Origin of the sequence: Bradyrhizobium tropiciagri, from assembly GCF_018130505.1 — a bacterium.
GTDB lineage: Bacteria > Pseudomonadota > Alphaproteobacteria > Rhizobiales > Xanthobacteraceae > Bradyrhizobium > Bradyrhizobium tropiciagri_B.
This window is the reverse complement of record NZ_JAFCKH010000007.1, coordinates 29,772-44,178: the sequence shown is the minus strand read 5'-3', so window position 1 is coordinate 44,178 and position 14,407 is coordinate 29,772. Positions and strand designations below refer to the sequence as shown.

Sequence of the window (14,407 nt, the reverse complement as noted above, 5' to 3'; positions counted from 1 at the left end):
TTCGACGAAACTTGTGTCCCGCCTGATAGGTCCAACGTAACGGGGCCGTTTGAATATCCGCTTAAATAAGAGAATAAAGAGATCATGAATTTAAGACAGTGAATCGCGGATTAAGCCCATGGATCAAGGACTTTTCGCAACTTTTCATTGACGGTGCGGCGCCGTTGTTCACGCTTCGTCTGCCTCCCCTGTCGCATTCGGAAACAGCTTCGTTTGAAAACGAAACGGCCGCGTAACGGGTGTGAGGGAACCCTTACCGACGAGCAAAAGGCGACCGGAAAATTCGCTGAAAATTTTTCGAGATGAGCTGGCGGTGGATCACGACACCACCACGGATTGGAGAGACTGCCCATTCAAGGTTCAGACCGGTCCCGCCGTCGGCCGGCGCAACGCCGACTGACACATGTGCCGAGATCCGGGAATATCGGTCCCGACGGCGGTTCCTCAGAAGCGCTCCGCGACCGAGGTCTTGGGTGCGCGGTCTGTGCCGCTCACCTATCAGACCGGCCCGCGCTGTCTTCTCATTACGCGCACGCAAGCCATTATCTTGGCAGTGATGGGAAAGGATTCATTTGCGCCGTCACCGCGAGGCCACGACGGGCCCCTTGGGGCAGCCAGCTACGGCGGACGTTCGCGGGCGGCCATCCAGGCTAGCGCCAGATAGGCCGCGAGCATCACGGCCTCGAGCCCGACCACCAACAGGCTGCCGCCATAGATGCCCGGGAACATCAGCTCGATGACGGCCATCGAGACCACCGTCGTCAGCCACACCACCGCGCCCCACGGCGTCGCGAGCCACAGCCCGACCGCGGCGACGAGTTCGATGACGGCGAAATAGATCGTCGCGGTCTGCCAGGCCATCGACTGGTTCTCGAAGGCCTCCTCCTCGCCACCGACGAAGCCGGTCACTTGGGCCCAGTGATAGAGGCCCTTGGCGATCGAGACCACCGCCATGATGCGCAGGAAGATGACGAGCCGCCGCGTCCACGCATTGTCGTCCGCCTCGATGCGGTCGGACGAAATGCCTCCGACCGTCATGGCGTTGTCCCGCGCAGGATCGCGTGCGGAGGTATCAGACATGCGAATCGCCGCGTTCGGCCTGCAAAGAGGGATTCATGGCGGCAGTCTTGGCCCGCCGGGGACGCAAAATCAATTGCCGTTACGGCAAATCGAGGGCGCGGCGGACGCAATGACGGCCCCCCTGACAGGTGCTAGAACTGGACTTATATCAAGTCCAGACCAGCCGTCCGCCGAGGGGAGAACAATCATGGCGATCAAATTCGGGCGCCCGATCGAACTGCGCGACGCGCCGCGGCGCCAGACCGACACCCTCGCCTCGCCGTCGCTCGACCTCGCGATCCGCCCGCGCCGCAACCGGAAGTCGGAATGGGCGCGTCGGCTGGTGCGCGAGAACGTGCTGACAACGAACGACCTGATCTGGCCGATGTTCGTGGTCGACGGCCACAACACGCGCACGCCGGTGGCCTCGATGCCCGGCGTCGAACGCCTCACCGTCGACCAGATCGTCCGCGACGCCGAGCGCGCGGCCAGGCTCAACATTCCCTGCATCGCGCTGTTTCCCTTCACCGAGCCGTCGCTGCGCGACGAAGCCGGTTCCGAGGCGCTCAATCCCGACAATTTGGTCTGCCAGTCGGTGCGCGCGATCAAGAAGGAGTTTCCCGATATCGGCGTGCTCTGCGACGTCGCGCTCGATCCCTTCACCAGCCATGGCCATGACGGGCTGCTCGAAGACGGCAGGATCCTCAACGACGAGACCGTCGCGGTGCTGGTCAAGCAGGCGCTGACCCAGGCCGAGGCCGGCTGCGACGTGATCGCGCCGTCGGACATGATGGACGGCCGCATCGGTGCGATCCGCGAGGCGCTCGACGACAACGGTTTCGTCGACGTGCAGATCATGTCCTATGCGGCGAAATACGCCTCGGCGTTCTACGGCCCGTTCCGCGACGCGATCGGCTCGGCCAAGACGCTAACCGGCGACAAGCGCACCTATCAGATGGACAGCGCCAACACCGACGAGGCGCTGCGCGAGGTCGAGCTCGACATCGCCGAGGGAGCCGACATGATCATGGTGAAACCGGGCATGCCATATCTCGACATCGTACGCCGCGTGAAGGACACCTTCGCGATGCCGACCTTCGTCTATCAGGTATCCGGCGAATACGCGATGATCGCGGGCGCCGCCGCCAATGGCTGGATCGACGGCGAGCGCGCGATGATGGAAAGCCTGATCGGCTTCAAGCGCGCCGGCGCCGACGGCATTTTGACCTACTTCGCGCCGCGGGCCGCCGAGAAGATCAAGGCCGAGAGCTGAAGGTCTCTCCCCGTCATTGCGAGGAGCGTAACGACGAAGCAATCCATCTATCCGAGCAAGCGGAGGCATGGATTGCTTCGCTTCGCTCGCAATGACGCAACGGAGCTAGAACCGCTCAATCCGGCCGCCGAATCGCCGGAATATTTCGGCAAGTTGATAATCGCCCCCGCTTGGCAGGCGAGCCGCCAGTTCCCATGTCCAGCGCGGGACCCGAATTGGAGGTTGTCATGTCCGACAACAATGACGGCGGTCGTTGGCGAAATGATGCCTGGCGCAACGATACTTGGCGCAATGACGGTGGCGTTCCCCCGCATGCGTTCGATCCGATGATGCAACCGGACCTGTTCCGCGGCGTGCTGACCCGGCGCGTGTTCGCGTTCCTGAACGACCTCGTCGTGATTTCGGTGCCGTTGATCGTGGCGGCGATCTTCATCTTCCTGCTCGGCTTGGTCACCTTCTTCCTGGGCTGGTGGTTGTTCGGCCTGCTCTCCCCGCTCTCGATCATCTGGGCGATCCTCTATTACGGCTGGTCGATCGGCGGGCCGCATTCGGCCACCATCGGCATGCGGATGATGGATCTGGAACTACGCACCTGGTACGGCGCCCGCGGCTATTTCGTGCTCGGCGCGATTCACGCGGTGCTGTTCTGGGCGACGATCTCGTTCCTGACGCCGCTGGTCCTTTTGGTCGGACTGTTCAGCGGCCGCCGCCAGCTGCTGCACGACATCATCCTGGGAACCGTCATTATCAACAGCTCGGTCCGGGCCCCGGTGGCGCCGGCGGCGCGGGCCTATTAGGCCCGCTTAAACCAATTGACCGTTAACCTTCGAGAGGCGATGCTGACTTGGCTGCCTGTACAGTTGTGGAGCCCGACGATCTGACGTGACCCAGCATTCGCGTGATACCCCCCAATTCTATTTGACGGCGCCATCGCCCTGCCCCTATTTGCCGGGTCGCCATGAGCGCAAGGTGTTCACGCATCTGGTCGGCGAAAAGGCCGGCGATCTCAACGATCTCCTGACCCATGGCGGCTTCCGCCGCAGCCAGTCGATCGCCTACCGCCCGGCCTGCGACCAGTGCCGGGCCTGCGTCTCGGTCCGGGTGGTCGCCAACGAATTCCGCCCCTCCCGCAATTTCCGCAAGATCCTCGCCCGCAACGCCGACGTCATCGGCGAGCAGCGCACGGCGGTGCCGACCTCCGAGCAATATTCGGTGTTTCGGGCCTATCTCGACCGCCGCCACCGCAACGGCGGCATGGCCGACATGACCGTGCTCGACTACGCGATGATGGTCGAGGACAGCCATGTCGAGACCCGGATCATCGAGTACCGCAGGCGCAACGTCGACAGCGCCATCACCGGCCGCGGCGACGAGCTTTTGGCGGTGGCGCTGACCGACGTGCTCAGCGACGGGCTGTCGATGGTCTATTCGTTCTTCGAGCCGTCGCAGGAAGCCCGCTCGCTCGGCACCTTCATGATCCTCGACCACATCGCCCGCGCCCGCCGGCAGGGCCTGCCTTACGTCTATCTCGGCTACTGGATCGAGGGCTCCAAGAAGATGGACTACAAGGGCCGCTTCCTGCCGCAGCAGCGCCTCGCCCCGAGCGGCTGGCTGCGCGTCGACGCCTCCGGCGAGGCGCTGGCGGAGCCGCAGGATTAGGACGTGATCCGGAAAAGCGCGAAGCGGTTTTCCGAAGAGATCATGTCCCAACGAGGCGAAGGCTAGCTGCCGAAGAACGTATCGATCAGCAGCTTGACGTTGAGGATCACGATCAGCCCGGCGACCGTCCACGCCGCCACCGCAACCGGCACCGGGATCGCGAACGCGCCCATCTTGCGCTTGTCGGAAACGAAGCGCACCAGCGGGATCACCGCGAACGGCAGCTGCATCGACAGCACGACCTGACTGAACACCAGAAGCTGCGCCGTGCCGCTGTCACCGTAGAGCGCCGTCACGACGATCACCGGGACGATCGCGATGCCGCGCGTCACCAGCCGTTGCGCCCAGTTCGGCAGCCGCAGGTCGAGGAAGCCCTGCATCACGATCTGGCCGGCGAGCGTCGCCGTCACCGTCGAGTTGAGGCCGGACGCCAGCAGCGCGACGGCAAACAGCGTCGAGGCGATCCCGAGGCCAAGCAGCGGCGACAACAGTTCGAACGCCTTATCGATCTCAGCGACGTCGGAATGGCCGCTCTTGTGGAAGGTCGCGGCGGCGACGACCAGGATCGCGGCATTGATGAAGAGCGCCAGCATCAGCGCGATGGTGGAGTCGGTGGTCGCCCACTTGATTGCATCGCGCCGGCCCTCGTCGGTGCGCGGATAGGCGCGGGTCTGCACGATCGAGGAGTGCAGATAGAGGTTATGCGGCATCACGGTGGCACCGATGATGCCGATCGCGATGTACAGCATCTCCGGATTGGTCACGATCTCGCGCGACGGCACGAAGCCGCCGAGCACGGCGCGTATCGGCGGCGCGGCGGCTGCAATCTGCACCACGAAGCAGACCGCGATCACGATCAGAAGCGCAATGACGAAAGCCTCGAGGAAACGGAAGCCGCGGTTCATCAGGAGCAGCAGCAGGAACGCATCGAGCGCCGCCAGCAGCGCGCCGCCGATCAGGGGGATGCCGAACAGGAGCTTCAGCGCGATCGCGGTGCCGATCACCTCGGCAAGGTCGCAGGCGATGATGGCGGCCTCGCAGGCCAGCCACAGCACGAAGTTGACCGGGCGCGAATAGGTGGCGCGGCAGGCCTGCGCCAGGTCGCGGTCGGTGGCGATGCCGAGCCGTGCCGCCAGCGCCTGCAGCAGGATCGCCATCAAATTGGAGAGCAGGATGACCGACAGCAGCGTGTAGCCGAACTTGGAGCCACCTGCGAGGTCGGTGGCCCAGTTGCCGGGGTCCATATAGCCGACCGACACCAGGTAACCCGGCCCTGCGAAGGCCAGCAACCGGCGCCACCACAGCCCTCCGGAGGGCACTGCAACGGTCGAGTTCACTTCCGGAAGGCTGCGAACCTGCCCGGCGTCGCCGCGCCAGCCGGACGCGGCCGGCAGGGCGGCGGAAAGGGAAACCGGTGGCATTTCAGGCGTACGAGCGTCCATGTTGGCAAGATGGCCGATCCGTCCCGTTAATGCAACTCATTTGCAACTGCATCTGGACTCACGATGACGCTACTGAGTAAGCCGGGTGCCGCGCTCCTCGGATCGGGCATCGATGCGCCTCAGCCGATACCGACATGGAACTGAACGGTTCCGATGTTCGCCGATCCCGCTCCGGTCGGCACCGACCTCGCTCTACTTCCACCGGATACCGCTCGACGAGAAGTTGTTCGTGGTCCCCAGCCCAACTTCACCGACCATTAGCACTGTCACCCGACATGTCTTGGTATCGTTCAAGTTGCCGGGATATGAGGCTCGGCACGAAACCAGCCGAGGCCCATCGGCGACACATACAATGAGGGCTTCGCGTGCCATGGCGGCAATCGCCGGATCACCGGCCTGCCCGCCTCTAGTACGCGCGGCAAGACGTTTGGCTTGAAAGGATCAAGTCACAACAATGAGTGCAATTGGCGATCTTCTGCTCGCCCCCGACGTACGGCCCTTCGCGGTCGCAGCTGCGATCATGGTAACGCTCGGCGGTATCGAGCTGATTTCAATGCTGATCGGTTTCTCGATCAGTGAACTATTCGGCAAGGAAGTCGCCGTCGAAGGCGACAACCACGGAACCCTCGAAGGGCTGTTCCTCTGGGTCAATGCCGGGCACCTGCCTCTGCTGATCCTGCTCATCCTGGTGCTCGGCTACTTCTCGATCATCGGCTTCTTCACCCAGGGTCTCGCGCACGCCATCGGCCTCCCCGTGCCGGCCTGGGTCGCCGGACTGGTCGCCGGCGTCTGGAGCCTGCCGATGACGCGCGTCACCAGCCGCCGCATTGCGCGCATCATCCCGCGCGACGAGAGCTATGCGGTGGATGAAGCCGATTTCGTCGGCCATGTCGGCGAGGTCTCGGTCGGCCCGCTCGATCACGGGCTGCCCGGCCGCGTCCGCGTCAAGGACGTGTTCGGCAATTGGCACACGGTGCCGGCGCGTGCCGGCCCTGAGTCCGACGCGCTCCCGGTCGGCGCCGATGTGCTGCTGGTCGATCGCGACGCCAAGAGCTTCATCGCGGTTGCCGCTCGCGGCGCCGTCATCGAACAACGACAATCTTCCAACAGGGCATAACACATGTGGGAACTTGCTATACCCGTCCTCATTGCCGTCATCGCCATCCTCGTGATCGGCATCTTGTTCGCAAGACTGTACAAGCGGTCGACGCGTGATGAAGCCTATGTCCGCACCGGCCTCGGTGGCCAGAAGGTGGTGCTGGACGGCGGCTCGGTCGTGCTGCCGATCTTCCATTCCACCGCCGCGGTGAACCTGAAGACGCTGCGGCTCGAGGTCGCGCGCGGCGGCCCGGACTCGCTGATCACCAAGGACCGCATGCGCGTCGACATCGGCGCCGAGTTCTATCTCCGCGTCAAACCGGATTCATCGTCGATCGCGCTCGCCGCGCAGACGCTCGGCAACCGCACCAACGATGCCGCCGAGCTGCGCGAACTGGTCGAAGCCAAATTCGTCGACGGCCTGCGCTCGGTCGCCGCCACCATGAACCTCGAGGAATTGCAGGAGCAGCGCGCGACCTTCGTCAAGGCGGTGCAGGATGCCGTCGGCGCCGACATCCAGAACAACGGCCTCGAGCTTGAATCGGTGTCGCTGACCCGGCTCGACCAGAGCGACATCAAGCACTTCAACCCGACCAACTTCTTCGACGCCCACGGCCTGACCACGCTGACGCAAATCACCAAGCAGCGCGAGCAGGAGCGCAACCAGATCGTTCGCACCACCGAGGTCAACATCGCCCAGCAGGACCTGGTGGCGCGACAGACCACGCTGACGATCGAAAGCACCAAGCGCGAGGCCGAGCTGGCGCAGCAGCGCGATATCGCCAACAAGACCGCGGCGATGCGCGCACAGACCGCGCAGGTCGAGCAGACTGCGCTGCAGAACGAGGCCGAGTATCGCATCCAGCAGGAGCTCGCGGTCGCCAACAAGCAGACCGAGGCCAACCAGGCCCGCGACAGCCGCAAGATCGAGGCCGATCTCGCTGTGAAACGCCGTACCACCGAGATGGAGCGCGAGCTGCAGATCGTGGCGCAGGAGGCCGCCATCGCGGTCTCGACCAAGAGCAAGGAGCAGTCCGAGGCACAGACCATCGCGGAAACCGCGCGTGCGCTCGCGATCGCGGCCGAGGAAAAGGTCACCACCGCCCGCGCCACCGAGGTCGCCGAGCGCGACAAGATCATCAACGTGATCGCCGCGCGCAAGGTCGCAGAAACAAATGCAATGCCGATCACCGTGATGGCCGAGGCCGAGCGCCAGGCCGCCGCCAACAAGGCGGAGGCCACCAACGTGCTCGCCAAGGCCGACGCGGCCGCCGCCACCACCCGCGCCGCCGGCGTCAAGGCGCTGGGTCAGGCCGAGGCCGAGGTGGCGACCATGAAGGCGGAAGCCCGCAACAAGCTGAGCGCCGAGATGATCGAATACGATCTCAACCTCGCGCGCATCAACGTGATCCCGAACGCGCTCGCCGAAGCGGTCAAGCCGATCGAGAAGATCTCCGACATCCGGATCTTCGACACCGGCAGCATGCTCGGCCGCAGCGGCGCCAACGGCCATGGCAATGGCGGCCTCGGGCTCGGTGACGGCCTCGCCGCGCAGCTCTTGTCGGTCTCGGCATTCAAGCCGATGATCGACAAGATCCTCGCCGAGGCCGGCTTCCCCACCGGCCCCGACGCGCTCACCAGCCTGACCAGCGCGCTGGCGCAGCAGAAGGCGGAGATCGCGACTGAGGCCACCGCCAACGGCGCTGATACCGGCCTTGCCGCACTGGTCGGCACGATCACCGGCCAGCTTGCCGCGCCTGCCAAAACAAAATAGTGGCTTGATCGGACGCAACGGCAAGGCCCGCCCCATCGGCGGGCCTTTCGCATTGGGTTGTCGGGAAACGGGTGGGATCGGAGGTTGTCCAACCACACACTATGGCCAGATCGAAATACTTTCGGGAATCTGCCATGTCCGCCGATACGCCTCGCCTGCCCGCAACCTTCAACCGCCTGGCCTGGTCCAACCTCGCCGCACAGTCGGCCGAGCAGATCGCGCTCGCGGCGGCGCCGATCGTCGCGGTGCTGCTGCTCGGGGTCGGCGAAGGCCAGACCGGCCTGCTGCAGACCGCGCTGACGCTGCCCTTCATCCTGTTCGCGATTCCCGCGGGGTTGCTCGCCGACCGCGTGTCGCGGCGCTGGGTGATGGCGGGCTCCGAAGCGCTGCGCGCGGCCGCGCTGGCGGCGATATTGCTGCTGCTCTGGCTCGGCCTGATGACATTGCCGCTGCTCGCCCTACTCGGCTTCGTCGCAGTCTGCGGCACGGTTGCGTATAGCGTCGCAGCGCCCGCATTGGTCCCCTCGCTGGTGACTGCCCAGCAACTGCCCGCAGCGAATGCTCGGATCGAGCTTGCGCGCACCGTCGCGTTCGCCAGCGGACCGGCGCTCGGCGGCGTGCTGGTCGGCTGGGTCGGCGCCGCGCCGGCCTTCGGTTTCGCCGCGGCCTTGTCGGCGATCGCAGTCGTGCTGCTCTCCGGCATCTACGAGCCGGCGCGCCCGCCCGCTCCGCAGCGCCATCCGCTGCAGGACATCAAGGAAGGCGCCGCCTTCGTGCTGCATCACGCGCTGCTGAGGCCGGTGTTCGTCACCCAGTTCATCTTCAATACCGCCTCGTTCCTGCTGCTCGCCGTGTTCGTACCCTATGCGGTCCGCCATCTCGGCCTCAGCGCAACCGGCGTCGGCACGGTGCTTGCGATGTACGGCGTTGGCATGGTGGTCGGCGCGCTGCTTGCGACCCGCGTCATGAAGCGGTTGGCATTCGGCACCGTGATCGGGCTCGGCCCCGTCACCGGTTTCGTCGCTGCAACCGTGATGGCGCTCACCACCTGGATCGCGACGCCGCTGCTTGCCGGCCTCAGCTTCTTCCTGCTCGGCGTCGGCCCGATCCTGTGGGTGATCTCGACCACCACGCTGCGGCAATCTGTGACGCCGCCCTCGCTGCTCGGGCGCGTCTCGGCGATCAACATCATGAGCTACGGCGCCCGCCCGCTCGGCTCTGCGCTCGGCGCCATCGTCGGCGGCCTTTACGGCGCCGAAGCCTGCCTCTACCTCGCCGCCGCGATCTTCGCCGCCCAGGCGCTGGTGATCCTGATGTCACCCGCAGTGTCGTTGACACGACAGCCGGACATGGTGGGTGAACCGGCGCGGTGCTGAGTCTCCGTCATTGCGAGCGATGCGAAGCAATCCATTCCTCCACAGGCGGAGATGGATCGCTTCGTCGCTTCAGAGCAAAATTGCTTTTGCAATTTTGTCGCGAGCTCCTCGCAATGACGGCGAGAAAGCCTAGCTCGCCAGATACCGCTCGTATTTGCCGCCGACGACCTCGTCGGCGGCGACCGCCGGATCGAGCGTGTAGAGGTCCTGCGCGTGGCTGATGCCGCGCAGCACGAAGCGGCCGGTGGAGACCAGATAGTTGCGCCCCGTTGCGTCGAGCCCGGTGCGGAACGCGGTCGACGCCAAAAATTCCCGGTCGACCGACGCGCACATCGAGGCGATCCGGCTGACCTCGTTGACGGCGGGTCCGACCACCGTGAAATCGAGCCGGTCCTCGCTGCCGATATTGCCGTAGAAAACCTCGCCGACATGCAGGCCGACATAGGCCGTGGTGGTCGGCCGCCCCTCGTTCTCGCGGCGATCGTTCAGCACCCGCATGTTGTGACGAAATCTGTGCTCGGCGCGCAGCGCCGCGCGCTTGGCGCCACCCATGTTCTCGCTCGTGAACATCGCCAGCACGCCGTCACCGATCAGCTTCAACACCTCGCCGCCGGCGTCGTGGATCGCGTCGATCGAGGCCTGCGCATAGTCGTTGAGGAACGGGATGATCTCGTCCGGGCCAATGCGTTCGCTGATCGCGGTCGAGCCACGGACGTCGGAGTACCACAGCACGGCCTTGATCTTCTCGGTGATGCCGCGCTGCATGCGCCCGCGCAGCACCTGCTCCGCGGTGTCGCGGCCGAGATAGACCCGCCCGAGCGTGCGGGCGATCTCGACCTGCGCCGCCGACTTGATGGCAAGCCCCAGCACCGGAACCAGATCGCGCAGCGCCGCCATGTGCTTCTCGTCGAAGCCGTCGGAATGCCGGGTGGTGTAGTAGGAGTAGAAGCAGTCCATCTCGCCGATCGTGCCGGCCTCGCCGAAGCGATGCACGAAGGCGGCGAAATGCTTGTGACCCTTCTCGGCGAGTTCGCCGATCATCGAGAAGTCATGCGAGGCGTCGGCGAGATCGATCACCATCTCCTCATGCCCGTTTTCGAGCATGTGATAGAACGCCGACCGCCGCCAGGTCTGGTTGGCGTCGCCGGTGCTGGTCGAGCCGTATTCGAACATGTCGGCTTCGTTGCTCTCGCCGTCGTTCCAGCGGAAGCCGCGTCCCTCGAAGATCGGATGCAGGGTGTCGATGAAGACGATGGCGCGCGACAGCGGCATGCCGGCGGCCCGGCAGCGCTCGCAGAAGCCGCGCAACAGGTCGTTCTCGGGCAGGCCCGTGAGACCCTGGCGGACCAGCCAGTTCGAGAGGCGCAGTCGGGGTGTCAGTTCCATGGGCTGATTATGCCGGGCAATTGCTGCGGGAGGAAGGGCTGGCCCGTCTGCCGGGTGATGCCGGGGACGGTCGATAACAGATGCGGACGCGACGACAGCATTGCAAGACGTTCGGCGTCATCATGTCGCGCGGACCACGCCCCGGACGATAGCGGCGATTCCGCTTTCCTTTGCGGCGGCCTTCGCGCACAAAGCGGCATGGACAGCGATCCCGGCTCAGCCAACAACCCGATCCGGCGCCTCGTGCAATGGGCGATCACCCCGCCGCAATCCTATGGCGTCTACCTCGTCGCCCTGATCGTGGTGTTCACCTTCTCGTTCTACGCCGGCACGCTGAAGCCCAAGCACACGCCCGCCCCGGCGCCGGCCGCAACCCCGTCCACCCCACGGAGCTGAAGCGCCGGCCTATTCGTAATAGGCGGGCGACAGTTTCAGGCTATCGCGCTGGGCTTTGTCGTGGTTGATCCAGAGCTGCGCTTTCTCTTTCGTCAGCGTGTCGGCGATCTTCTCCATCGATGCCAGCGACTGATCCTTGTTGGCATTCATGCTCGGCACCCGCCGGTTGTCCCAATTGTCCTTGAAGTGGACGGCGTCGCCGGTCAGCACGATCGCGCCGGTTTTCGGCAGCTTCACCAGCAGCGATTGGTGGCCAGGCGTATGGCCGGGGGTCGACAGGATGGTCACGCTGCCGTCGCCGAAAACGTCGCGGTCACCCTCCAGCTTGGTGACGGGATGGTCGGGCTTGAAGCGCGGCGCGTTGTTGGCACCCGGCCACTCATATTCCGCCTTCTGCACGTACAGCATCGCGGCCGGGAACATCTCGACGTTGCCGGTGTGGTCGGGATGGGTATGCGAGACGGCGATCGCCTTGATATCCGACGGCTTCACGCCAAGCTGGTCGAGCTGCGCGACGAGCGTCCTCGGCCGCCGCCAGGTAACCGCCTTCGGATCGGCAGGCGCAAGGCCGTTCGGCATCGCCGCCACCCCATCGGGAATGCCGGTGTCCCACAGGAACCAGCCCTGCGCGTGCTTTATCAGGTAGCAGTTGTCGACGAAGTCCATCGCCTTGCCTTCGTTCACGCCGGGCGACCAGCGCGAGATGTCGCCGGCAACTCCCTCTCCGCAGTTGAGGATATAGAGCCGCTCGACACCGGAGCCGGCCGGCTGCGCCTCCGCTCGCGGCGACACGCCCGCAACCCACAGCAACATCGCAAGACCGATGACCTTCTTCATATCGTTCCTCCGTTGTCGAGCGGGACGCTTCAATGTGCGTGAGCGTGATCGGGGCAGAGCTGGACCTCGACGGTGATGTGGCTGAGGCCACGCAGCCCGGCGAGCCGGTGCTTGTAGGCCGCCGGCGGCAACGGCTGGTCCGACACCAGCGAAATCACGGCGGCGCGATGGCCGGGGCCGACCTGCCATAGATGCAGATCGGTGACGCGGTCGCCCTCGGACTCGATCCGCTCGCGGATGGTGGTTTCCAGATGCTCGTCGGCGCTGACGTCGAGCAGCACAGCGCCGGCCGCGCGGATCAGGCCGTAGGCCCAGCTCGCGATCACGAGACTGCCGATGATGCCGACCAGCGGGTCGGCCCAGACCCAGTTGGCATACATGGCAACCAGCAGCGCGCCGATCGCAAGGATCGAGGTCGCGGCGTCGGCCAGCACGTGGACGTAGGCGGCGCGCAAATTGTTGTCGTGGTGATGGTGGTGGTGATGATCATGGTCGTGGTGATCGTGATCGTGGCCATGCGCGTGCCCGTGATGATGGTGGTCATGATCGTCGCGCAGCAGCCAGGCGCTGGTGAGATTGACGACGAGGCCGAGCGCGGCGATCGCGATCGCCTCGCTATAGGCGATCGGCACCGGGTGCAGCAGCCGGTCGATGCTTTCCCAGGCGACCTGGATTGCGACCATGGCGAGGATGATCGCGCTGGAGAACGCGGCCAGATCGCCGAACTTGCCGGTGCCGAACGAGAACCGCGCATTGCGCGCCTGCCGCCGCGCCAGCAGGTAGGCCAGCCCGGCGATGCCGAGCGCGGCCGCATGGGTCGCCATGTGCCAGCCGTCGGCCAACAGCGCCATCGATCCGGACAGCCATCCGGCGATGATCTCGCCGACCATCATGACCGCCGTCAGGCCGACCACGATCCAGGTGCGGCGTTCGTTGCGCGTGTGCGCATCGCCGAGGAAGACGTGGTCGTGGGTCCATTGGTCGATCGAATGCGAGTGCATGGCAATTCTCCGAAAAGTCCTTCGCCAGTTGTTTTGCTACACCATTTCGGCCGGCGCCAGCCGGCAGGTCTCGCTGCTGATCTCGACCTGCAGCGTCGCATGGTGGATGCTGAAGCGGTGCGAGAGTTCCGCGCAGACCAGATGCAGGAAGGCATCGTCATGGCCGCCGGGGCGGACCAGATGCGCGGTCAGCGCGGTCTCGCTGGTGCTCATCGCCCAGATGTGCAGGTCGTGCACCTCGGTGACGCCCTCGAGCGTCATCAGATAATCCCTCACCTTCTTGAGATCGATCCCCTTCGGCACCGCGTCGAGCGCGAGATTGACACTGTCGCGCGCCAGCTCCCAGCCGCTCAGCAGCACGACGACGGCGATCGCGAGGCTGATCGCCGGATCGAGCCATTGCCAGCCGGTCGCCATGATCAAGAGCGCGGCGACGACGACGCCGAAGGAGACGCCGGCATCCGCGGCCATGTGCAGATAGGCGCCGCGGACGTTGAGGTCGCTGTCGCGGCCGCGCATGAACAGCAGCGCCGTGCCGCCGTTGACCAGGATGCCGAGCGCGGCAACCCAGACCACGGTCCAGCTCGCGACCTCGGCAGGCTCGCGAAACCGGTTGATCGCTTCGACCGCGATGCCGCCGACCGCGATCAGCAAGAGCCCGGCATTGAACAATGCGGCGAGGATCGAGGCGCGGCGATAGCCATACGTATGGGTATCGGTCGGGCGCCGGCCCGCCAGCCACACCCCGCACCAGGCCAGCAGCAGCGCGATCACGTCGGAGAGGTTGTGGACCGCGTCGGAGACCAGCGCCAGCGAGTTGGCGGCGTAGCCGAAGATCAGTTCCGCGACGACGAACGCCGTGTTGAGCGAGGCGCCAACCGCGAACGCGGTGCCGAAACTGGCTGGCGCATGGCTGTGCCCGGCGTGGGAATGGCCGTGGGAATGAGAATGACCGCTGTGGTCATGGTCGTGGTCGTGATCGTGCGCCATGGCAACCGTCGCCCGCTATCGCTGGCGACGGTTATAGCCCGGTGAAATGTGGATACTATCACACCGCGCATTGGGGAGTACGGGAGTAGGCGCTACCAAAATATCGAAAATCAACC

The 14,407-nt window shown here is 65.2% G+C and carries 13 protein-coding genes; 7 read left to right on the top strand and 6 right to left on the bottom strand.

Going from position 1 to position 14,407, the window contains the following annotated elements:
- Positions 1–618: 618 nt before the first annotated feature.
- Entirely contained in the window at positions 619–1,080 is a 462-nt protein-coding gene (locus JQ633_RS18440; RefSeq protein WP_211986486.1) for a DUF6163 family protein, read from the bottom strand.
- A gap of 187 nt (positions 1,081–1,267) precedes the next feature.
- Here JQ633_RS18440 and hemB point away from each other — a divergent pair, with 187 nt between their 5' ends.
- The 3 genes from hemB (at position 1,268) to JQ633_RS18425 (ending at position 3,991) form a co-directional block, all read left to right on the top strand.
- On the top strand, positions 1,268–2,332 hold the full coding sequence (hemB, locus tag JQ633_RS18435) for a porphobilinogen synthase (RefSeq protein WP_211986485.1): 1,065 nt from the start codon (positions 1,268–1,270) through the stop codon (positions 2,330–2,332).
- A 227-nt stretch (positions 2,333–2,559) separates the two neighbouring features.
- A complete protein-coding gene (locus JQ633_RS18430) occupies positions 2,560–3,129 on the top strand; it encodes an RDD family protein (RefSeq protein WP_211986484.1) in 570 nt (189 codons plus the stop codon).
- Positions 3,130–3,214: 85 nt separating this feature from the next.
- Positions 3,215–3,991 (top strand): arginyltransferase, encoded by a 777-nt coding sequence (locus tag JQ633_RS18425; RefSeq protein WP_211986483.1) that lies wholly within the window; start codon positions 3,215–3,217, stop codon positions 3,989–3,991.
- 62 nt (positions 3,992–4,053) lie between these two features.
- Here the strand turns inward: JQ633_RS18425 and JQ633_RS18420 are convergent, their stop codons facing one another.
- The gene (locus tag JQ633_RS18420; RefSeq protein ID WP_211986482.1) at positions 4,054–5,433 is read right to left on the bottom strand and encodes an Nramp family divalent metal transporter; all 1,380 of its coding nucleotides are present in this window, start codon (positions 5,431–5,433) and stop codon (positions 4,054–4,056) included.
- Positions 5,434–5,887: 454 nt separating this feature from the next.
- On the opposite strand from JQ633_RS18420, the gene JQ633_RS18415 reads away from it, so the two are divergent.
- The 3 genes from JQ633_RS18415 to JQ633_RS18405 all read left to right on the top strand — a co-directional run bounded on the left by JQ633_RS18415 (position 5,888) and on the right by JQ633_RS18405 (position 9,681).
- Positions 5,888–6,550 carry an OB-fold-containig protein gene (locus tag JQ633_RS18415; RefSeq protein WP_211986481.1) on the top strand — a complete coding sequence of 221 codons (663 nt, stop codon included), beginning with the start codon at positions 5,888–5,890 and terminating at the stop codon, positions 6,548–6,550.
- Between the two features lie 3 nt (positions 6,551–6,553).
- Positions 6,554–8,305 carry a flotillin family protein gene (locus tag JQ633_RS18410; protein WP_211986480.1) on the top strand — a complete coding sequence of 584 codons (1,752 nt, stop codon included), beginning with the start codon at positions 6,554–6,556 and terminating at the stop codon, positions 8,303–8,305.
- 134 nt (positions 8,306–8,439) lie between these two features.
- Positions 8,440–9,681: an MFS transporter gene (locus JQ633_RS18405; protein WP_211986479.1), complete on the top strand. Its 1,242-nt coding sequence runs from the start codon at positions 8,440–8,442 to the stop codon at positions 9,679–9,681.
- Positions 9,682–9,810: 129 nt separating this feature from the next.
- Here the strand turns inward: JQ633_RS18405 and JQ633_RS18400 are convergent, their stop codons facing one another.
- On the bottom strand, positions 9,811–11,067 hold the full coding sequence (locus JQ633_RS18400) for an adenylate/guanylate cyclase domain-containing protein (protein WP_211986478.1): 1,257 nt from the start codon (positions 11,065–11,067) through the stop codon (positions 9,811–9,813).
- 198 nt (positions 11,068–11,265) lie between these two features.
- Between JQ633_RS18400 and JQ633_RS18395 the strand changes: the two genes are divergently transcribed.
- A complete protein-coding gene (locus JQ633_RS18395) occupies positions 11,266–11,463 on the top strand; it encodes a hypothetical protein (protein ID WP_211986477.1) in 198 nt (65 codons plus the stop codon).
- Positions 11,464–11,472: 9 nt separating this feature from the next.
- Here JQ633_RS18395 and JQ633_RS18390 read toward each other — a convergent pair whose 3' ends face one another.
- Genes JQ633_RS18390 through JQ633_RS18380 form a run of 3 tightly spaced genes read right to left on the bottom strand, consistent with a single transcriptional unit; the run spans position 11,473 to position 14,291 of the window.
- A complete protein-coding gene (locus JQ633_RS18390) occupies positions 11,473–12,276 on the bottom strand; it encodes an N-acyl homoserine lactonase family protein (RefSeq protein ID WP_249159491.1) in 804 nt (267 codons plus the stop codon).
- Positions 12,277–12,329: 53 nt separating this feature from the next.
- Positions 12,330–13,301: a CDF family Co(II)/Ni(II) efflux transporter DmeF gene (gene dmeF, locus JQ633_RS18385; protein WP_211986475.1), complete on the bottom strand. Its 972-nt coding sequence runs from the start codon at positions 13,299–13,301 to the stop codon at positions 12,330–12,332.
- Positions 13,302–13,337: 36 nt separating this feature from the next.
- Positions 13,338–14,291 carry a cation diffusion facilitator family transporter gene (locus JQ633_RS18380; protein ID WP_211986474.1) on the bottom strand — a complete coding sequence of 318 codons (954 nt, stop codon included), beginning with the start codon at positions 14,289–14,291 and terminating at the stop codon, positions 13,338–13,340.
- Positions 14,292–14,407: the final 116 nt, after the last annotated feature.

Coding starts and splice junctions, on each gene's coding strand:
- JQ633_RS18440 (WP_211986486.1), bottom strand. CDS start 1,080: ATGTCTGATACCTCCGCACGCGATCCTGCGCGGGACAACGCCATGACG.
- hemB (WP_211986485.1), top strand. CDS start 1,268: ATGGCGATCAAATTCGGGCGCCCGATCGAACTGCGCGACGCGCCGCGG.
- JQ633_RS18430 (WP_211986484.1), top strand. CDS start 2,560: ATGTCCGACAACAATGACGGCGGTCGTTGGCGAAATGATGCCTGGCGC.
- JQ633_RS18420 (WP_211986482.1), bottom strand. CDS start 5,433: ATGGACGCTCGTACGCCTGAAATGCCACCGGTTTCCCTTTCCGCCGCC.
- JQ633_RS18415 (WP_211986481.1), top strand. CDS start 5,888: ATGAGTGCAATTGGCGATCTTCTGCTCGCCCCCGACGTACGGCCCTTC.
- JQ633_RS18410 (WP_211986480.1), top strand. CDS start 6,554: ATGTGGGAACTTGCTATACCCGTCCTCATTGCCGTCATCGCCATCCTC.
- JQ633_RS18405 (WP_211986479.1), top strand. CDS start 8,440: ATGTCCGCCGATACGCCTCGCCTGCCCGCAACCTTCAACCGCCTGGCC.
- JQ633_RS18400 (WP_211986478.1), bottom strand. CDS start 11,067: ATGGAACTGACACCCCGACTGCGCCTCTCGAACTGGCTGGTCCGCCAG.
- JQ633_RS18395 (WP_211986477.1), top strand. CDS start 11,266: ATGGACAGCGATCCCGGCTCAGCCAACAACCCGATCCGGCGCCTCGTG.
- JQ633_RS18390 (WP_249159491.1), bottom strand. CDS start 12,276: ATGTTGCTGTGGGTTGCGGGCGTGTCGCCGCGAGCGGAGGCGCAGCCG.
- dmeF (WP_211986475.1), bottom strand. CDS start 13,301: ATGCACTCGCATTCGATCGACCAATGGACCCACGACCACGTCTTCCTC.
- JQ633_RS18380 (WP_211986474.1), bottom strand. CDS start 14,291: ATGGCGCACGATCACGACCACGACCATGACCACAGCGGTCATTCTCAT.